This window comes from Paracoccus thiocyanatus (genome assembly GCF_900156255.1).
Lineage (GTDB): Bacteria > Pseudomonadota > Alphaproteobacteria > Rhodobacterales > Rhodobacteraceae > Paracoccus > Paracoccus thiocyanatus.
The window spans coordinates 1-15,139 of the sequence record NZ_FTMK01000023.1; the positions used below are offsets into that span (position 1 = coordinate 1).

Below are 15,139 nucleotides of genomic sequence, written 5' to 3' on the forward strand. Positions count from 1 at the left end.
CACCCGATACGAGAAGACGGCGGAAAACTACCTCGCCGCCGTCCTCATGGCATGCTCAAGGCTGTGGATGAGGAATTATGAGTCCGCAGCCTAGGCCGCCTGCATGGTCGCCTGCACCGCCTTTTTCCATCTCGCATGGCGCGCCTCGCGTTGCTGCGGGGCCATCGCGGGTTCGAAACGGCGCTCAAGCGCCCAGGCGCGGGAAAATTCCTCGGGCGCAGGGCAGATGCCGGCCCGGAGCCCGGCGAGATAACCTGCGCCAAGCGCCGTGGTCTCGGTCACGCGCGGGCGATCCACCGGCGCGCCCAGGATGTCGGCCAGGAACTGCATCGTCCAGTCGCTCGTCGCCATGCCGCCATCGACGCGCAACACGCTGCCCGCCGCGTCGGACCAGTCCGCCCGCATCGCGTCCAGCAGGTCGCGGGTCTGGAAACCCACGCTTTCCAGCGCCGCGCGGGCAAATTCCGCCGGGCCGGAATTGCGGGTCAGGCCGAAGACCGCGCCGCGACAGTCCGGCCGCCAATAGGGCGCGCCAAGCCCGGTAAAGGCCGGGACCAGCACCAGGTCCTGCGCCGGGTCAGCCGCCTCGGCCAGGGCCTGGGTTTCGGCGGCCTGCCGGATAAGGCCCAGCCCGTCGCGCAGCCATTGCACCACCGCGCCGGCGATGAAGATGGACCCTTCCAGCGCATAGGTGGTGCGGCCGTCCAGCCGATAGGCAATGGTGGTCAGCAGCCGGTTCCTTGACGCCACCCGCTGGGTGCCGGTGTTCAGCAGCGCGAAACAACCGGTGCCATAGGTCGATTTCGCCATCCCCGGTGCAAAACAGGCCTGGCCCACCGTCGCCGCCTGCTGGTCGCCGGCGACGCCAAGGATCGGGATCTCGCGCCCGAACAGGTCGGCGCGCGTCCGCCCGTAATCGTCGGCGCAATCGCGCACTTCGGGCAAAAGCGCCATGGGGATGTCCAGCAGGGCGCAGATATCGGCGTCCCAGCGGTTTTCGGCGATGTTGTAAAGCAGGGTCCGGGCGGCATTGGTCGCATCGGTGGCATGGACCTTGCCGCCGGTCAGGTTCCAGATCAGCCAGCTATCCACGGTGCCAAAGGCCAGTTCGCCGCGCTGCGCCCGCCCCCGCGCACCGTCGATATTGTCAAGCAGCCATTTCAGCTTGCTGCCCGAGAAATAGGGGTCGAGCAGCAGGCCGGTGCGGGCGGTGATCATCGGCTCGTGCCCGTCGTCCCGAAGCCGGTTGCACAGCCCGGCGGTGCGGCGGTCCTGCCAGACGATGGCGCGGTGAAGCGGCTGGCCGGTCCTGCGGTCCCAAAGCAGCGTGGTCTCGCGCTGGTTGGTGATGCCGATGGCGGCGATGTCCTGGGGCCTTGCCCCCGCCTTTTCGACGGCCGCCCGCGCCACCCCCGCCACCGTGACCCACAGGTCCGAGGCGTCATGCTCCACCCAGCCCGAGGCCGGGAAATGCTGCGCGAATTCATGCTGGGCGCTGGACACCACGCGCAGGGACGCATCGAACAGGATGGCGCGGGACGAGGTGGTGCCCTGGTCGATGGCAAGGATATGGGTCATCGGCGGCCTGCTGGCTTTGACGGGTCGCGGCAGGCTGCACCGCAGCCATCCGCGGGTCAAGCGGCTTGCGCCTTTGGCCGGATGGGCCGGCCCTTATGTCACCGCGGATCTGGCGGCAAAGCGCGGATCGCGCCAGGATTCGCTTTTCAGGACCTGCTCCAGCGTCTCGGCGGCGCGCAGCACGTCCATATGGCGCAGGTAAAGCGGCGCAAAGCCAAAGCGCAGCGTGGCGGGCGCGCGGAAATCGCCGATCACGCCGCCGGCGATCAGCGCCTGCATCACCTGCCAGGCATGATCATGGCCAAAGGCCACCTGGCTGCCGCGCCTTGCACCGTCGCGCGGGCTTTCCAGCCGCAGGCCCAGCCCGGCGCATCGCGCCTCGACCTGCTGGATGAACAGATCGGTCAGCGCCAGGCTTTTGGCCCTAAGCGCGGCCATGTCCACGCCGTCCCAGATCGCCAGCGCCCCCTGTAGCGCCCGCATCGACAGGATCGGCTGGGTTCCGCATTGAAAGCGGCGGATGCCGGGATCGCCCTCATATCCGGTCTCGAAGGCAAAGGGCCGGGCATGGCCCCACCACCCGCTCAGCGGCTGGCGCGCCTGTCCCAGATGCCGCTGCGCCGCATAGACAAAGGCGGGCGAGCCCGGCCCGCCGTTCAGGTATTTATAGGTGCAGCCCACGGCGAAATCCGCCCCTGCGGCGTCCAGTTCCACCGGCAGCGCCCCGGCCGAGTGGCAAAGGTCCCAGATGGCAAGGGCGCCGGCCGCGTGGATGCGGGCGGTCAGCGCGGCCATGTCGCGCAGCGCGCCGGTCTTGTAATTCACATGATTGACCAGCACCGCGGCGACATCGCCGTCCAGCATCTGCTCGATGGCGGGGCTGTCCACGCCCTCCAGCCGCAGCCTTGCACCGGGCAGGGTCGAGACCACGCCTTCGGCGATATAAAGGTCGGTTGGGAAACTGCCGCCCTCGGCCAGGATGGTCCTGCGCCCCGGCCGCAGCGCCATCGCGGCATGCAACGCCTTGTAGATATTCACCGAAGTCGTATCGGATACCACCACCTGGCCCGGCGCCGCGCCGATCAGCCGCCCGATGCGGTCGCCCAGTTCGACCGGCAGGTCGAACCAGCCCGCCTTGTTCCAACTGCGGATCAGGTCGCCGCCCCATTCGTCGCGGGCCGCGCGCAGCAGTTCTGCTTGCGCGGCATGGGTCGGGACGCCCAGGGAATTGCCGTCCAGATACACTTCGTCGGGGGCCAGGACAAAGGCATCGCGCAATCCGCGCAGGGGGTCGCGCGCATCCATCGCCTCGATCTCGCTTCGGTCGAAAAGGGTCATGTCCTGTCCTGGCTGTTCATCCTGGCATGCGTCGGGGTGCAGGGGCTGGTCCTGCGCCGGGAAGGACCCGCGCTGGCCGACCATACCCGCAGGCCCGGCGGCTGCACCATCCGAAAGCCGCGCGCGCTTGGCCGCGGCGATGCTGGCCGGGCCGCCGACAGGCCGCCCGCGCCGCTTCAATAGCAGCCGAGCTTGGCGATCCGGCCATCCTCGCCGATCTCGAAATTCATGCGGCCGGGGTTGTAGTCCATCGTCACCGCATCGCGCGGGCCGATGATCCGTGTGCCGGCCGGCAAGGTCATCCGGTCCAGAACGCCGCGCGGCTGGCCCGTCAGGCCGCGAAAGGACGCGGCCGGGCAGGTTTCCGCCCCCGCCCCCACGGTCGGCGCAGGTGCCGGCGCCTGGGCACAGGCACCCAGCAGCCAAAGCGGCGCCAGCATCAGGACCCTTCGCATCAGCCGCAGTCGATATTGTAGATATTGCCGGCCGCATCCAGCCGGAAGACGATGCGCAGCGGGTCGTATTCCTGCGGCTCGATGCCGCGATATTCGACGACGCGATAGTCGCGGGTCAGGCCCAGCGTCGGGATGGTGCTGCCGGGCTGGCCCAGTGCGGACAGATAGTCTTTGGCATGGCAGGCATCGGGTTCGCGCGCTTCCAGCCCGCTGATACCGCCCACCGGAACCGGCGGCAGCGGCGCCACGGCGGGCACCGGGTCCGGCGCGGTCTGATAGGCCGGGGCGCAGGCGGCCAAAGGGGCCAGGGCAAGGAAGGCGATCAGCAGTCGGGTCATCAGGCAACCATCCAGTAAAAGAATTTCCGGCCGGGCATCATAAAGGTGCATCGGCAAAATGAGAAGCGGCCGTCGGCCGACCACGCGGCGGATTGCGCGCTTTCGCGGCGGCGGCCTAGCCTGGCCGCGGCGCCAGGGCGCAGCCGCCAGGCGCGCCAAGGCGGTCCGGGACGCGCCTTGCCGGCGTGCCTATTCCGCGGCTTCGGCCAGCGCATTGCGCCCGTTGCCGTAGCAGGCCAGGAACATGGAAACCGCGCTGCGATTGACCTTGCGCATCAACTCCTTGTCCACCGATTGCGGCCCCAGGAACGGCGCCCGGTCGTGAATGGTGACGCCTGCCAGTTCGATCAGCTGATCGGCGGCCAGTTCCAGATCGGGAATGCGCAATTCCCCGCGCTGGATGCAGCGGTCCAGATAGCCGATCAACTGCCGGCGCAATAGCGCCGGGCCGGATTCGTAATATTCCTGTGCAAGCGAGGGGAAGCGTTCGGCCTCGCCGACGCTGACCCGATAGATGCGCATCCCGAATTCCGAAATCATATGCGCCGAAATGATCTGCACGACAAAGGGCAGGACCTGCTCGACCGGCAGGTCCACTTCGATCAGGGCGCTCGCATCCGCAGCTTCGCGGGAAAGCTCGTTGCGAAACACCTCCATGAACATGGCGCGCTTGTCGGGAAAATAGCTGTAGAGCGTCGCCTTGGAAACGCCGGCCTCGCGGGCGATGTCGTCGACGCTTGCCCCTTCGAACCCGTCTCGCATGAAGATTGTCCGGGCGCCCTCCAGCACTTGCAGGAATTTGCGGCCGCGCGTCACCGGAAGAGCCTTAGGCATCCAAGAACCCCCTCATTACTCCTTAACTTGCCCTGCGCATCCTGTCGCAGGACAGAACTCAGACACCATAACGCCGTCGCAAATCGAGCCGTCCCGCTCATAAGACAAAGCGGATTTGTTGCAAAGTCTTTGCGCGGTGAAGTCCAATATGTCTAAACCTCGCTCTTGATTGACCGAGCGGTCGCCGCTGATCAATAGAAAATCGTCGCATCGGGGGCGGCCTAGTGACGCGGGCGACGAAAATGCCGCACAAACCCGGCGCTTCCCGCCCGACGCTGGGGCGCAACCTGCTGTTGCACGAATGCGGCGACAGACCCGCCCCCCGTTCCCGCCCCGCAAACCCCCTGGCTGGACGGGGGGCCGGCGTTCCTGATTCGCCGCCGCGGGACGGCGGCGCTTGCCTGCGGCGGCAGGGCAGGATGGGATCGCGCGGCGCGACGGTATTATGGCCCGTCCCGCCTGTCCTGGTCCTGGCGATCCTGCGCCAGCAGCTCCATCCGCAAGGCATGCACGGCCTCGGCGCGGCCAAAGGCGCGCGCCGCGACCTGCCGGGCCTGTTCAAAGCCCGGCAACATGCGGTCAAGTTCATGTTCGGCCGCCAACAGCGCGCGGCTGCGTTCCCCGGCCATGGCATTCGTCAGCCGCGCCTGGGCGATCGAGAACGGCCCATCGGCGCGATAGATCGAATCCAGTTCCGCCTCCAACTGGTCGATGCGGTGGCGCGTTGCCTCGACATGCGCGCGAAAGGCGGCCAGGCGGCGCATTTCAAGGTCGGATTTCAGCCGGGCGATCCGTTCCAGCCCGGCCAGGGCATGGCGGTTGCGGTTCATTGCGGCGTCCTTGGGCGCAGGGGACCGCCCCAGCCCTCGCGTGCCTTCTTGCGCATGGCCTCGGCAAAGCGGATGGCGGCCGCGACCGGCGCGAAATGTTCGGGCCGGATTTCCTGCCCGATCTCGACCGAGGCATGCAGGGCGCGGGCGCAAGGCGGATCGGACCAGATCGGCACCTGATGGTCGTTCGCACGCTCGCGGATGCGGCGGGCGACATCGTCCACGCCCTTGGCCAGGCAGACCGGCGCGCGGCCGCTGCCGCGTTTCCATTCCAGCGCCACCGCGTAATGCGTGGGGTTGACGATGATCACGTCGGCCCGTTCGACATCGGCCAGCATCGAATTCAGGACGATGTCCATCCCCTTCTGCCGGCGGGCGGCCTTCAGATGCGGATCGCCTTCGTTTTCCTTGTGCTCGTCCTGCATCTCCTGGCGGGACATCCGGTGCCGCTTGAGGTATTCCAGCCGCTTCCAGACCAGGTCGATGATGGCGAAGATCGCGCCGATGCCCAGCGCCAGCAGCACCGCCCGGTCCAGGATCAGCCGCAGGCCATCCACCCATTGCAGATCCTGCATGCCGCCCGAGGACAGCAGCCAGGACAGAAGCGAGGCGTAAAGAAACCAGCCGCCCAGGCCGACCAGCAGCGCCTTGCCCAGCGAGATCGCAAAGGCGGCCAGCCCGCTTTTGCCGAATTTCTGGCCGGCATTCTTGACCGGATTGATGCGCTTGACGTCCGGCAGCAGCTTCTTGGGGGTCAGCACGATCGAGCGCTGCGCCACCATGCCCAGCACGACGGGCAGCGCCATGATCGCCACCCCGGCCAGGGTCGCAAGCCCGGCCTGACCGGCCAGGGCGCGGGCCAGGTCGGTGACGGGGCGGCCATCGGCATCGGGCCACGGCTCGCCGCCCAGAGCGCGCGCGGCCATGCCGATCCAGGCCGGAACGGCCCAGACCGCCGCGAACAGCGCCGCGAACCAGAAGCCCAGATACATCAGCGCCGACTGCAACTCGGTCGAGCGGGGAACGTCGCCTTCCTGCCGCGCCTTGCGCAGCTTGCTTTCCGAGGCGTCGTATTGCTTGTCGTCGCTGTCCTGTTGGCTCATCTCAGCAAGCTCCCCATCCGGTCCAGGACCGCATCGGCCCATATCCCCAGGATCGCGGGCGCAAGCACCGCCAGCCCCAGCAGCGCCATCAGGATCGCGCCCGGTGCGATGATGAAGACCACCGGCAGCGTCGGCATGACCTTGCTGATCATGCCCGACAGCACCTGGAACAGAAACCCGCCCAGGATGAATGGCGCCGCCAGCAGCATGGCCAGGACAAAGCTTTGCCGGACCAGGGAAACCGCGCTGGGCAGCAGTTCGGAAACCTGCGGCCACGCCCCCAGCGGCCGCAGCACCAGGCTTTCATGCAGCAGGTCGAAGGCCAGCACCGGGAAGCCCAGCGCCACCAGAAGCGCCATCCCGGCCAGGTGCAGAAGGTTGCCGATCGGATGCGGAGAGTATTCGTTGGCGGCGCCGATCAGTTGCGACAGCGAGGCGGTCGCGGCAATGGCCGTCGCCGCTATGTCCAGCGCGGCCGCGAACAGCCGTACCAGCCCGCCCAACACCAGCCCCGACAGGATCTCGGCCCCGGCCAGCGCGGCAAGGCCCAGCAGGCTGCCGATCTGGCCCGGCGGCTGGGCCTGTTCCGCCAGCAGCGGCGTCAGCGCCATGGCCAGCGCCGCGCGCACCCGGACCGGCATTGCCCGCTCGGACAAGACGGGCAGCATCAGAAAGCAGGCCTGGACCCTGCAATAGGCCAGAAGCAAGGTGACCAGCAGCGCCGCCAGATGCGGGTCGGCCAGGGACAGGGTCATGCCGCCACCGTTCCGCGCAGCCGGATCTGCGCGGCCGGATCGATTTCGTCCAGGCCCAGCACCGGGGTCGCGATCCCGGCCGAAGACAGCATCATGCGCAGCAGGCGGCGGCGGTGATCGGGCACGGCAAGGACCACCTCGGTGCCGGGGGGCAATTCGGCCAGCGCCGCCTGCATCGCATCCGCCAGCCTTTTCTGGACCTGCGGCAGGGCGCCGCCGCCGGTGCGGGCGCCTTCGGTTTCGGCGCGGGCGATCTCGGCCTCCCATTGCGGATGCAGTTGCAACAGGCCCAGATAACCCTCGGGGTCCAGGAACTGCTCGGTGATCTGGCCGCGCAGGCGCTTGCGCACCTGTTCATAGACGGCCTCGGGCGTGGCCGCGTTGCGCGCCTCGTGAACGGCGTCGGTGATCAGCACCAGGTTGCGCACCGAGATGCGTTCGTCCAGCAGGCCGCGCAGCACCGCCAGAAGCAGCTCGGGCGAGACCTTGTCGGGCAGCATGCTGTCGAAGAAGCGCTGGTTCAGCTGGGCGCGATGCTCGTCCGAAACGCTGCCCAGTTCGCGGATCATGCGCTGCATGGACGACAAGGTCAGCAATGCCGGCAGGTGGGTCTTGACCACCTCCATCAGATGCGTTGACAATACCTCCATCGGCATCACCACGGTGGCCCCGGCGATGGCAGCCTCCTCTTGGTTTTCGGGGGCGATCCAGCGGGCGGCGCTGCCATAGACCGGCTCGCGGACGCTGTCGCCGTCCAGCCCCTCAAGCGTCGCCTCCGCGCCCAGCGCCAGCACGCCCCTGGGCCGAAGCATGCCCTTGCCGCGCACCACGCCCTGCAAGCGAATGACATATTCGCCATCCTGGAAACCCGTTCCGTCGGTGATGCGGACATCGGGCAGGATCAGCCCATAGGCACGGGCGATGTGCAGCCGCAGATTGGTGATGCGCTGGCCCAGGCCGCGCGCGGGATCAAGCGCGCTGACGATCAGCCCGGCGCCGATCTCGACGCAGATCTCGTCCGTGTCCAGCACGTCGCCGATCCGTGACGGCGCTGGGGTGGCCGGCTTCGGCTCGGCCGGCGCAGCCTGGGCGGCGGGGGCCAGGCCGCGCCGGCTGTGGATGAACCAGGCGGCCGCGCCCAGGGCCGCCGCCAGGGCAAAGAACACCAGGGTGGGCATGCCGGGCACAATGCCGATGACCAGCATCCCCACCGCCGCGACAAAGGGAACCTGCCAGCTGCTGAGAAACTGCTGCGACAAAAGGTCGGCCGTCGTCTCGGTCGCGCCGCCCCGCGACAGCAGCAGCGCCGCCGCCATCGAGGTTATCAGCGCCGGGATCTGGCTGACCAGGCCGTCGCCGATGGTCAGCTTGGAATAGGTCGTCAGCGCCTCGGCCACGGGCATCCCGTGCAGGATCCCCGCCGCCAGGCCGACGAACAGGTTGATCAGCGTGATGACCAGCCCGGCGATGGCATCGCCCTTGACGAATTTCGACGCCCCGTCGAGCGAGCCGAAAAAGCTGATCTCGCGCTGTTCGCGGGCGCGGCGGCGCTTGGCCTCGTCATGGTCGATGGCGCCCGAGTTCAGGTCGCCGTCGATCGCCAATTGCTTGCCGGGCAGCGAATCCAGCGCGAAGCGGGCCGAGACCTCGGCCATGCGCCCCGATCCCTTGGTGATGACCATGAAGTTCACCACCGTGATCACCGCAAAAACCGTCAAGCCCACCAAAAGCGAGCCGCCGGCGACGAATTCGGCAAAGGCCTGGATGACATGGCCGGCCGCGGCGGTGCCGTTCTGGCCGTCGGTCAGGATCAGCCGCGTAGACGAGATGTTCAGCGACAGCCGGATCAGCAGCGACACCAGCAGCAGGACCGGGAATGCCTGGAAATCGGTGGGCTTTTCCACCAGCGACGCCATGACCAGGATCAGCGTCGCGCTGGCGATGGACAGCGCGATCCCCAGGTCCAGCAGCCCCGCCGGCAGCGGGATCACCATGGACAGCACGATCAGCACCAGCATCCCGGTGATGATCAGCGGCCGCGCCGCCCGGCCTGCTGCGGGTGTCTCGGCGATGCTCATTGCGCGGGCCCCTGGGGTCTTGCGGGTTCAAGCAGGCGCTCGATGCTCCAGGCCGGGCCGGCCAGCATGCCGGAACGGCGCAGAAAGATCAGCACTTCGATCCGGTCCGGCGGCGAAAGCCGCATGAGCTGGTCGTCGATGTCAGCCGGCAGCGGCTCGCCGTAAAGCAGCCGCTGCGTCGCATCGCGGATAAGCCCGTCACGGGTCGGCGCGGCTTGCCCCGCGGGTTCGGCAGCCAATGCGGCGGACAGGATCATCAGCGCGATCACGACGCCCTCTTCAACTCGCGCAGCGCGGTTTCCAGCGCGCCGAAGGACGGGCGCACATGTTCGGGCGCGGATTGCCGGCCCACCTCGACGCAAAGATTGGTCGCGTGCTGGTGCAGGCCCGCCACCAGAACGGATTTGATCACGTCATAGAAAGCCTGGTCCTGCTTGGTCACGGCGCTTAGCCGCTGGGCAAAGGGCGCAACGATGCCATAGGCCAGGAATACGCCCAGGAAGGTGCCCACCAGCGCGCCGCCGATCATCTTGCCCAGCACCTCGGGCGGCTGGTCGATCGAGCTCATGGTCTTGATGACGCCCAGCACGGCCGCGACGATCCCAAGGGCGGGAAGGGCATCCGCCATGTTCTGCAAGGCATGCGGCGCATGCATCGCCTCTTCGTTCATCAGGCCGATGCGTTGCGACAGCATCTCCTCGACCTGATAGGGGTCGTCATAGTTCAGACTGGCGGAACGCAGCGTGTCGGCGATCAGCGTCACCACATGCTCGTCGCCCAGGATGCGAGGATAGGCCTGGAAGATCGGCGAGGCCTGGGGGTTTTCGATATGCTCCTCCAGTTCGACGGGGCTGGTGCGCGCGATCCGCAGCAACTGGAACATCAGGCAAAGCACGGCCTGGACGTCGGCTTCATGCCAGCGCGGCCCCTTGAGCGAGCGCGCGATGCCGCCAAGCGCCTGCTTGATGACCGCCGTTTCGTTCGACAGCAGGAACGAGCCGACCGCGGCACCGCCGATCATCATCATCTCGAAGGGCAGCGAGTGCAGGATCACCCCCAGCTTGCCCCCCGCCATCATATACCCGCCGAAGACCATCGCGAAGGTCACGACAATGCCGATCATGCCGAACATGTATTCACCTATTTCCCGGCAGCCCGAAGGGCGCCCATGTATGAGGTCAGGACCGCGGCATGGCCCGGCTCGACCGCGGCCATGATGCGCGCGCCGGTCTCGGGCTGGACCCGAGCCAGGATCTGCGCGGCAAAATCAGGCGGCAGGTTCGACAGGACCATCGCCGCCTGTTCGGGCTTCATCTGGTCATAGACCGCGATCAGCCGCGCGATATCCTCGGTTTGGACGTGGTCCTGGCCCTGCCTGCCTTGCGCGATCTGCTGCTTGAGCTTGCGCAGTTCGACAAGCCTTTCGGTCAGCTGCTTTTCTGCAAAGGCGATCTCGGCCTTGCGGCGGTCCATGTCCTGCATGTAGCGGTCGATGCGCAGGGCACGCTCGCGCAGCGTCTCGGCCAGCGTCACGGCTTCGGGAACGTCGGTGCAGCCCGCCATCAGTTCGGACGGCTCGGCATGGGCCGTCAACCGCGACAGCCCGTCCATCAGCATCACTGCCTGGCCGGCCGCGGCCAGGATCATCACGCCGCCCAGGAATGACAGGATCGGCTTACGCATCGGCCACCGCCCCTTCCCGCCTGCGGCGGCGTTGCAGCCGGGCCGGCCGCGGCGGTCCCGCCTCGGCGAATTTCTGCTGCAACATCCAGAAGGCGCGCTCCTGCTTGGCCCGCTCGATCTCGTCGGCAAGCGCCTGGGTCGCCGCGGTGGCTTCGGCCTTGGCCAGAAGGATGGATTTCTCCAGCCTCCCGATCTCGCTGGTCATGACGGCGATGGCGCCGCCCAGCCCGGTTTCCAGGTCGTTGAGCTTGCGCAGCCGCCGCGCCAGCATGAAGCAAAAGCCCGACAGCCCGACGCTAAAGGCAATGAGAATGATCTGTAAAAGCTGGGCAATCGTCATTGGACCCTGAACTCCGTGATAAGGACATCGGTGAAGGCTTCCTTGCCAAGGACATGGATGGCGCGCGTCGCCAGTTCGTCGCGCACGATGTCCAGGGCGCCCCGCTTTTCGAAGGCCGTCGGGTCGATATCCGCCAGAAAGCTGTTGAAGCCGTCCAGCAGGCGCGGGATCAGATGCTCGACCTCGGCGCGGCGGGCCTGGTCGGTCTCGATCTTGATCGTCATCACCAGGGTCCGCGCCCGCGGCCCGGCCAGCGTCAGAACGATCTGGGGAATGTCGACAAAGACCAGGGCGGGCGCCGCCTCGGCCTCGGCGGCCTTTTCCTTGGCGGCGAAAAACGACATGGGCGACCAGAAGCCAAGCCAGGTCGAGGCAAATCCCGCCCCGCCCAAGACCACGGCCAGGCCCAGCGGCAGCAGGATGCGGCCGATCCCCCCGCGGGGTTTTTCTTCCGTGTTGATGTCGGCGACATCGGTCATGGTGATTCTCCATCCGTCCGGGGTCTGGATATCACCTGCGGGCTAACCAATTCTTAATCGCCCCCGTGCCATGAAGGTCGCGACAAGGATCAAGGCGATTCGAGAAGGGGGCGGCTTTGCTGAAGTTGCAGGACTACTGGCGCGAAAGAAGCGCAAGACAAAGGGCTGTGCTGGCGGCGGCTTTCCTGTTCACGTTTGCCGCCATTGCCGGGCTGTCATGGCTGGCCAGCCGGCCGGGCATGGCGCTGCTTTATTCCGGGCTCGATCCGCAGGAATCCGGGGCCGTCATGGCGGCGGTGGAAAAATCCGGTATCGCCTATGAAATCCGCGGCGATTCGATCTGGGTCGCGGAAAGCCGGCGGGACGAATTGCGCATGGCGCTGGCCGGCGAAGGGCTGCCCTCGGCCGGCAGCAGCGGGTACGAGATCCTGGACGGCATGTCGGGCTTTGGCACCACCTCGCAGATGTTCGACGCCGCCTATTGGCGCGCCAAGGAGGGCGAGTTGGCGCGCACCATCCTGGCCCTGCCCAACGTCAAGGCGGCGCGCGTCCATCTGGCGGTGCCCCAGGGCCGCGGCTATCGGCGCGAGGCCGAGGCCACCGCCTCGGTGACGCTGACGACCAACGGCACGCCGATCGGCCGCAACCAGGCCAAGGCACTGAAGTTCCTGGTTTCCTCGGGCGTGCCGGGCATGTCGGCGGACCGCGTTGCGGTGATCGACAGCGAACGCGGTGTCGTTTCCTCGGGCGAGGATTTCGCCGGCGAGGACCGCGAGGCCGAGATGAAGCGCAATGTCGAACGCATCCTGGCGGCCCATGTCGGCCATGGCAATGCCATCGTCGAGTTGCACCTGGATGTGGTCAACGAATCGGAGCTGCTGACCGAGCAGCGTTTCGACCCGCAGGAACGCGCGCTGATCTCGCAGGAAAGCGAGGAAAGCGCCGATGAAAGCAGCAATGCCCAGCAAGGCGCGGTCACGGCCGCCTCGAACCTGCCCGAGGGCCAGGAGAATGCCGGGGACCAGAGCCGGTCCTCGCGGTCGGAAACCCGCCAACGTTCGAATTTCGAGGTTAGCAAGGTCACCCGCGAGGTGACGCGCCAGCCCGGCGCCACCAGGCGCCTGACGGTCGCCGTGCTGGTCAACGGCACCACCCGGACCGAAGCGAATGGCGACATCGTGCAGGTCCCGCGCGAAGAGGCCGAGTTGCAGGCACTTCGCGAACTCGTCGCCTCGGCCGTGGGCTTCGACGAGGCGCGGGGCGATGCGATAACCTTGAAATCGCTGCCCTTCGCCTCCTTGTCCGAGGCGGGCACCCTGGCCAGCGCCGGCGGCTTCCTGTCCAGGCTGGACCTGAACGGACTGATCCGGATCGCCCTGGTCGGCTTTTTCGCCCTGGCCCTGGCGGCGTTCCTGCTGCGACCGCTTTTGCGCTCCAGGCCCGCTGGCGATCCCGGCCAGGCGCTGCTGGACCGATCCGAACCGCTGCCGGCCCTTGCAGTCGCCAAGGGCGAACCGCCCCCGGCCACGGGCGCCGCCCATGTCCTTTCCGAGATCGACTTCACCCCGATGGGCGCGGGCGAAGGCGATCCGGTCGGCCGGCTGAAAGAGCTGATGAAATCGCGCAAGGACGAAAGCCTGCAAATCCTGTCGGGCTGGATCGAAAAACGTGAGGATGCGCTATGAGACCGGCGGTGCTTCGCCTTGATTCCTTTTCCTCGGGTCCATCTACCGGGGCGCAGCTTGCGGCGGCGGCCGCGCGCGAAGAAGCCTTTCAGCTGGGCTACGAAAAGGGCCTGGCCGAGGGGCGCGAAGGCAGCCTGGATGCCCTGACCGACACGCTGGCCGAGCTGGGCCGCGACATGCAGGCCAGCCAGCAAGCCGAAGCCGCGCTGCGCCGCGAACTGCGCGCCGCGCTGGCGCCGGTGCTGCACACGATCGTCGACCTGCTGGGACCGCGCTCGGAAAAAGAGCGGCTGCGGCATGCACTGGGCGAAGAACTGGCGCGGATCGTCGAGCATGTGCCCGATCGCACCGTGATCCTGCGCTGTCCCCAGGACCTGCAACCGGATCTGGCGGATTGCATTGACCGCGCGCGCTTTCTCCAGGCCCGGATCGAGCCTCTTTCGGCCGGGCTGGACAGGGTGGAGCTGGCCGCGGGCCAGGGCAGCATCATCTTGGACCCTTCGCTTTTCACCGCGAGGTTGAAAGCAATCATCGACGACATCAAGACCGGGGAGTGACATGGACGATATTGCAAGCCTGATCGCCACAGACCAGATACAGGTCGAAATCACCATCCGGCTGGGCGCCACGCGGCTAAGCGTCGCCGAGCTTTCGCGCCTGCGGCCCGACGACATCCTGACACTGGACCAGGACATGTCGGACGGCGTCGAGATCTGCGTCGGCGACAAGGTCATCGCCCGCGGCGAACTCGTCTCGGGGGACGAGACCGACAACAGGCTTTGCGTCCGCATCCTTGGCCCGGCCGGCGCGGCGTGATGCGGCGGCTTCCCGTCGTTGCGGCGCTGGTGCTTGCGGCGGCATTGCCGCAGGCCGGCCTGGCGCAGGAGCTGCCGCTTGTCGACGCGGCCGGGCTGGACGCCGTGGCCGGCGGCATCGGCAGGCACTCGATCACGCTTCTGGCGGTCATGACGGCGTTGTCGCTGGCGCCGGGCATCGCCATCATGGTCACCTGCTTTCCCTTTATCGTCACGGTGCTGTCGATCCTGCGCGTATCCATGGGATTGCAGCAATCGCCGCCGAACATGTTGATCGTCAGCCTGGCCATGTTCCTGACCTGGTTCGTGATGAACCCGGTGCTGACCGAGGCCTGGGATGTCGCGGGCGCACCGCTTCGCGACGGCCAGATCACCGTCACGCAAGCCTTCGAACGCGGCATCGTGCCCTTTCGCGGCTTCATGGAGCAGCGCACCGACCCCGAGATGATGGCAGCCCTGGCCGAGGTCGCGCCCGATCCGCAGGCACCGCCCGACCGGCTGTCCGTGCTGGTCCCGGCCTTCATGCTGAGCGAGATCCAGCGCGCCTTCGAAATCGGCTTTCTGGTGGCGCTGCCTTTCCTGATCATCGACCTGGTTGTGTCGGCGGTGCTGATGTCGATGGGCATGATGATGGTGCCGCCGGTGGTCGTGGCATTGCCCTTCAAGCTGGCCTTCTTTGTCGTGGTGGACGGTTGGGGCATGATTGCGGCGGCGCTGGTGCGCAGCTATCAATAGCGGGCCGGCATCCGCAGATCGAGGCCGGACTCGCCGCGCCCGGTCCGCGCCGGTCCGGTCATCGGGCAAGGGGATGTATTCGCATGTCGCAGT

At 67.3% G+C, this 15,139-nt stretch carries 18 protein-coding genes; 4 read left to right on the plus strand and 14 right to left on the minus strand.

What is annotated here, in order from left to right; genetic code table 11:
- Positions 1-90 precede the first annotated feature (90 nt).
- The 14 genes from glpK to F3H32_RS14350 form a co-directional block, all read right to left on the minus strand.
- On the minus strand, positions 91-1,578 hold the full coding sequence (glpK, locus tag F3H32_RS14285; protein WP_149766419.1) for a glycerol kinase GlpK: 1,488 nt from the start codon (positions 1,576-1,578) through the stop codon (positions 91-93).
- A 93-nt stretch (positions 1,579-1,671) separates the two neighbouring features.
- Positions 1,672-2,916: a kynureninase gene (gene kynU, locus F3H32_RS14290; protein ID WP_149766420.1), complete on the minus strand. Its 1,245-nt coding sequence runs from the start codon at positions 2,914-2,916 to the stop codon at positions 1,672-1,674.
- A gap of 176 nt (positions 2,917-3,092) precedes the next feature.
- The gene (locus tag F3H32_RS14295; RefSeq protein ID WP_223191467.1) at positions 3,093-3,356 is read right to left on the minus strand and encodes an I78 family peptidase inhibitor; all 264 of its coding nucleotides are present in this window, start codon (positions 3,354-3,356) and stop codon (positions 3,093-3,095) included.
- 14 nt (positions 3,357-3,370) lie between these two features.
- The gene (locus F3H32_RS14300) at positions 3,371-3,709 is read right to left on the minus strand and encodes a hypothetical protein (RefSeq protein WP_149766421.1); all 339 of its coding nucleotides are present in this window, start codon (positions 3,707-3,709) and stop codon (positions 3,371-3,373) included.
- Positions 3,710-3,898: 189 nt separating this feature from the next.
- Positions 3,899-4,543 carry a TetR/AcrR family transcriptional regulator gene (locus F3H32_RS14305; protein WP_149766422.1) on the minus strand — a complete coding sequence of 215 codons (645 nt, stop codon included), beginning with the start codon at positions 4,541-4,543 and terminating at the stop codon, positions 3,899-3,901.
- A gap of 443 nt (positions 4,544-4,986) precedes the next feature.
- Positions 4,987-5,373: a hypothetical protein gene (locus F3H32_RS14310; RefSeq protein WP_149766423.1), complete on the minus strand. Its 387-nt coding sequence runs from the start codon at positions 5,371-5,373 to the stop codon at positions 4,987-4,989.
- Complete coding sequence (gene flhB / locus F3H32_RS14315; RefSeq protein WP_149766424.1) at positions 5,370-6,476, minus strand: flagellar type III secretion system protein FlhB; 1,107 nt, start codon at positions 6,474-6,476, stop codon at positions 5,370-5,372. Before flhB ends, F3H32_RS14310 begins: the two co-directional genes overlap by 4 nt.
- Entirely contained in the window at positions 6,473-7,231 is a 759-nt protein-coding gene (locus F3H32_RS14320; RefSeq protein ID WP_149766425.1) for a flagellar biosynthetic protein FliR, read from the minus strand. Before F3H32_RS14320 ends, flhB begins: the two co-directional genes overlap by 4 nt.
- Positions 7,228-9,309, minus strand: a complete 2,082-nt coding sequence (locus F3H32_RS14325; protein ID WP_149766426.1) for an FHIPEP family type III secretion protein — start codon at positions 9,307-9,309, stop codon at positions 7,228-7,230. The genes F3H32_RS14320 and F3H32_RS14325 overlap by 4 nt, the downstream gene beginning before the upstream one ends.
- Positions 9,306-9,578 (minus strand): hypothetical protein, encoded by a 273-nt coding sequence (locus F3H32_RS14330; protein WP_115756594.1) that lies wholly within the window; start codon positions 9,576-9,578, stop codon positions 9,306-9,308. The genes F3H32_RS14325 and F3H32_RS14330 overlap by 4 nt, the downstream gene beginning before the upstream one ends.
- On the minus strand, positions 9,575-10,441 hold the full coding sequence (gene motA, locus F3H32_RS14335; RefSeq protein WP_149766427.1) for a flagellar motor stator protein MotA: 867 nt from the start codon (positions 10,439-10,441) through the stop codon (positions 9,575-9,577). The genes F3H32_RS14330 and motA overlap by 4 nt, the downstream gene beginning before the upstream one ends.
- An 8-nt stretch (positions 10,442-10,449) precedes the next feature.
- Positions 10,450-10,992 carry a MotE family protein gene (locus F3H32_RS14340; RefSeq protein WP_149766428.1) on the minus strand — a complete coding sequence of 181 codons (543 nt, stop codon included), beginning with the start codon at positions 10,990-10,992 and terminating at the stop codon, positions 10,450-10,452.
- Positions 10,985-11,332 (minus strand): hypothetical protein, encoded by a 348-nt coding sequence (locus F3H32_RS14345; RefSeq protein WP_115756591.1) that lies wholly within the window; start codon positions 11,330-11,332, stop codon positions 10,985-10,987. The genes F3H32_RS14340 and F3H32_RS14345 overlap by 8 nt, the downstream gene beginning before the upstream one ends.
- Positions 11,329-11,811 carry a flagellar basal body-associated FliL family protein gene (locus F3H32_RS14350; protein ID WP_149766429.1) on the minus strand — a complete coding sequence of 161 codons (483 nt, stop codon included), beginning with the start codon at positions 11,809-11,811 and terminating at the stop codon, positions 11,329-11,331. Before F3H32_RS14350 ends, F3H32_RS14345 begins: the two co-directional genes overlap by 4 nt.
- A 116-nt stretch (positions 11,812-11,927) precedes the next feature.
- On the opposite strand from F3H32_RS14350, the gene fliF reads away from it, so the two are divergent.
- The 4 genes from fliF to fliP are packed head-to-tail and all read left to right on the plus strand — an operon-like array spanning position 11,928 to position 15,046.
- Positions 11,928-13,496 (plus strand): flagellar basal-body MS-ring/collar protein FliF, encoded by a 1,569-nt coding sequence (fliF, locus tag F3H32_RS14355; protein ID WP_149766430.1) that lies wholly within the window; start codon positions 11,928-11,930, stop codon positions 13,494-13,496.
- Positions 13,493-14,053, plus strand: coding sequence for a hypothetical protein (locus F3H32_RS14360; RefSeq protein ID WP_149766431.1), 561 nt, complete (start codon positions 13,493-13,495; stop codon positions 14,051-14,053). The genes fliF and F3H32_RS14360 overlap by 4 nt, the downstream gene beginning before the upstream one ends.
- Position 14,054: 1 nt before the next feature.
- Positions 14,055-14,312: a FliM/FliN family flagellar motor switch protein gene (locus tag F3H32_RS14365; protein ID WP_149766432.1), complete on the plus strand. Its 258-nt coding sequence runs from the start codon at positions 14,055-14,057 to the stop codon at positions 14,310-14,312.
- On the plus strand, positions 14,312-15,046 hold the full coding sequence (gene fliP, locus F3H32_RS14370; RefSeq protein WP_149766433.1) for a flagellar type III secretion system pore protein FliP: 735 nt from the start codon (positions 14,312-14,314) through the stop codon (positions 15,044-15,046). Before F3H32_RS14365 ends, fliP begins: the two co-directional genes overlap by 1 nt.
- Positions 15,047-15,139 lie beyond the last annotated feature (93 nt).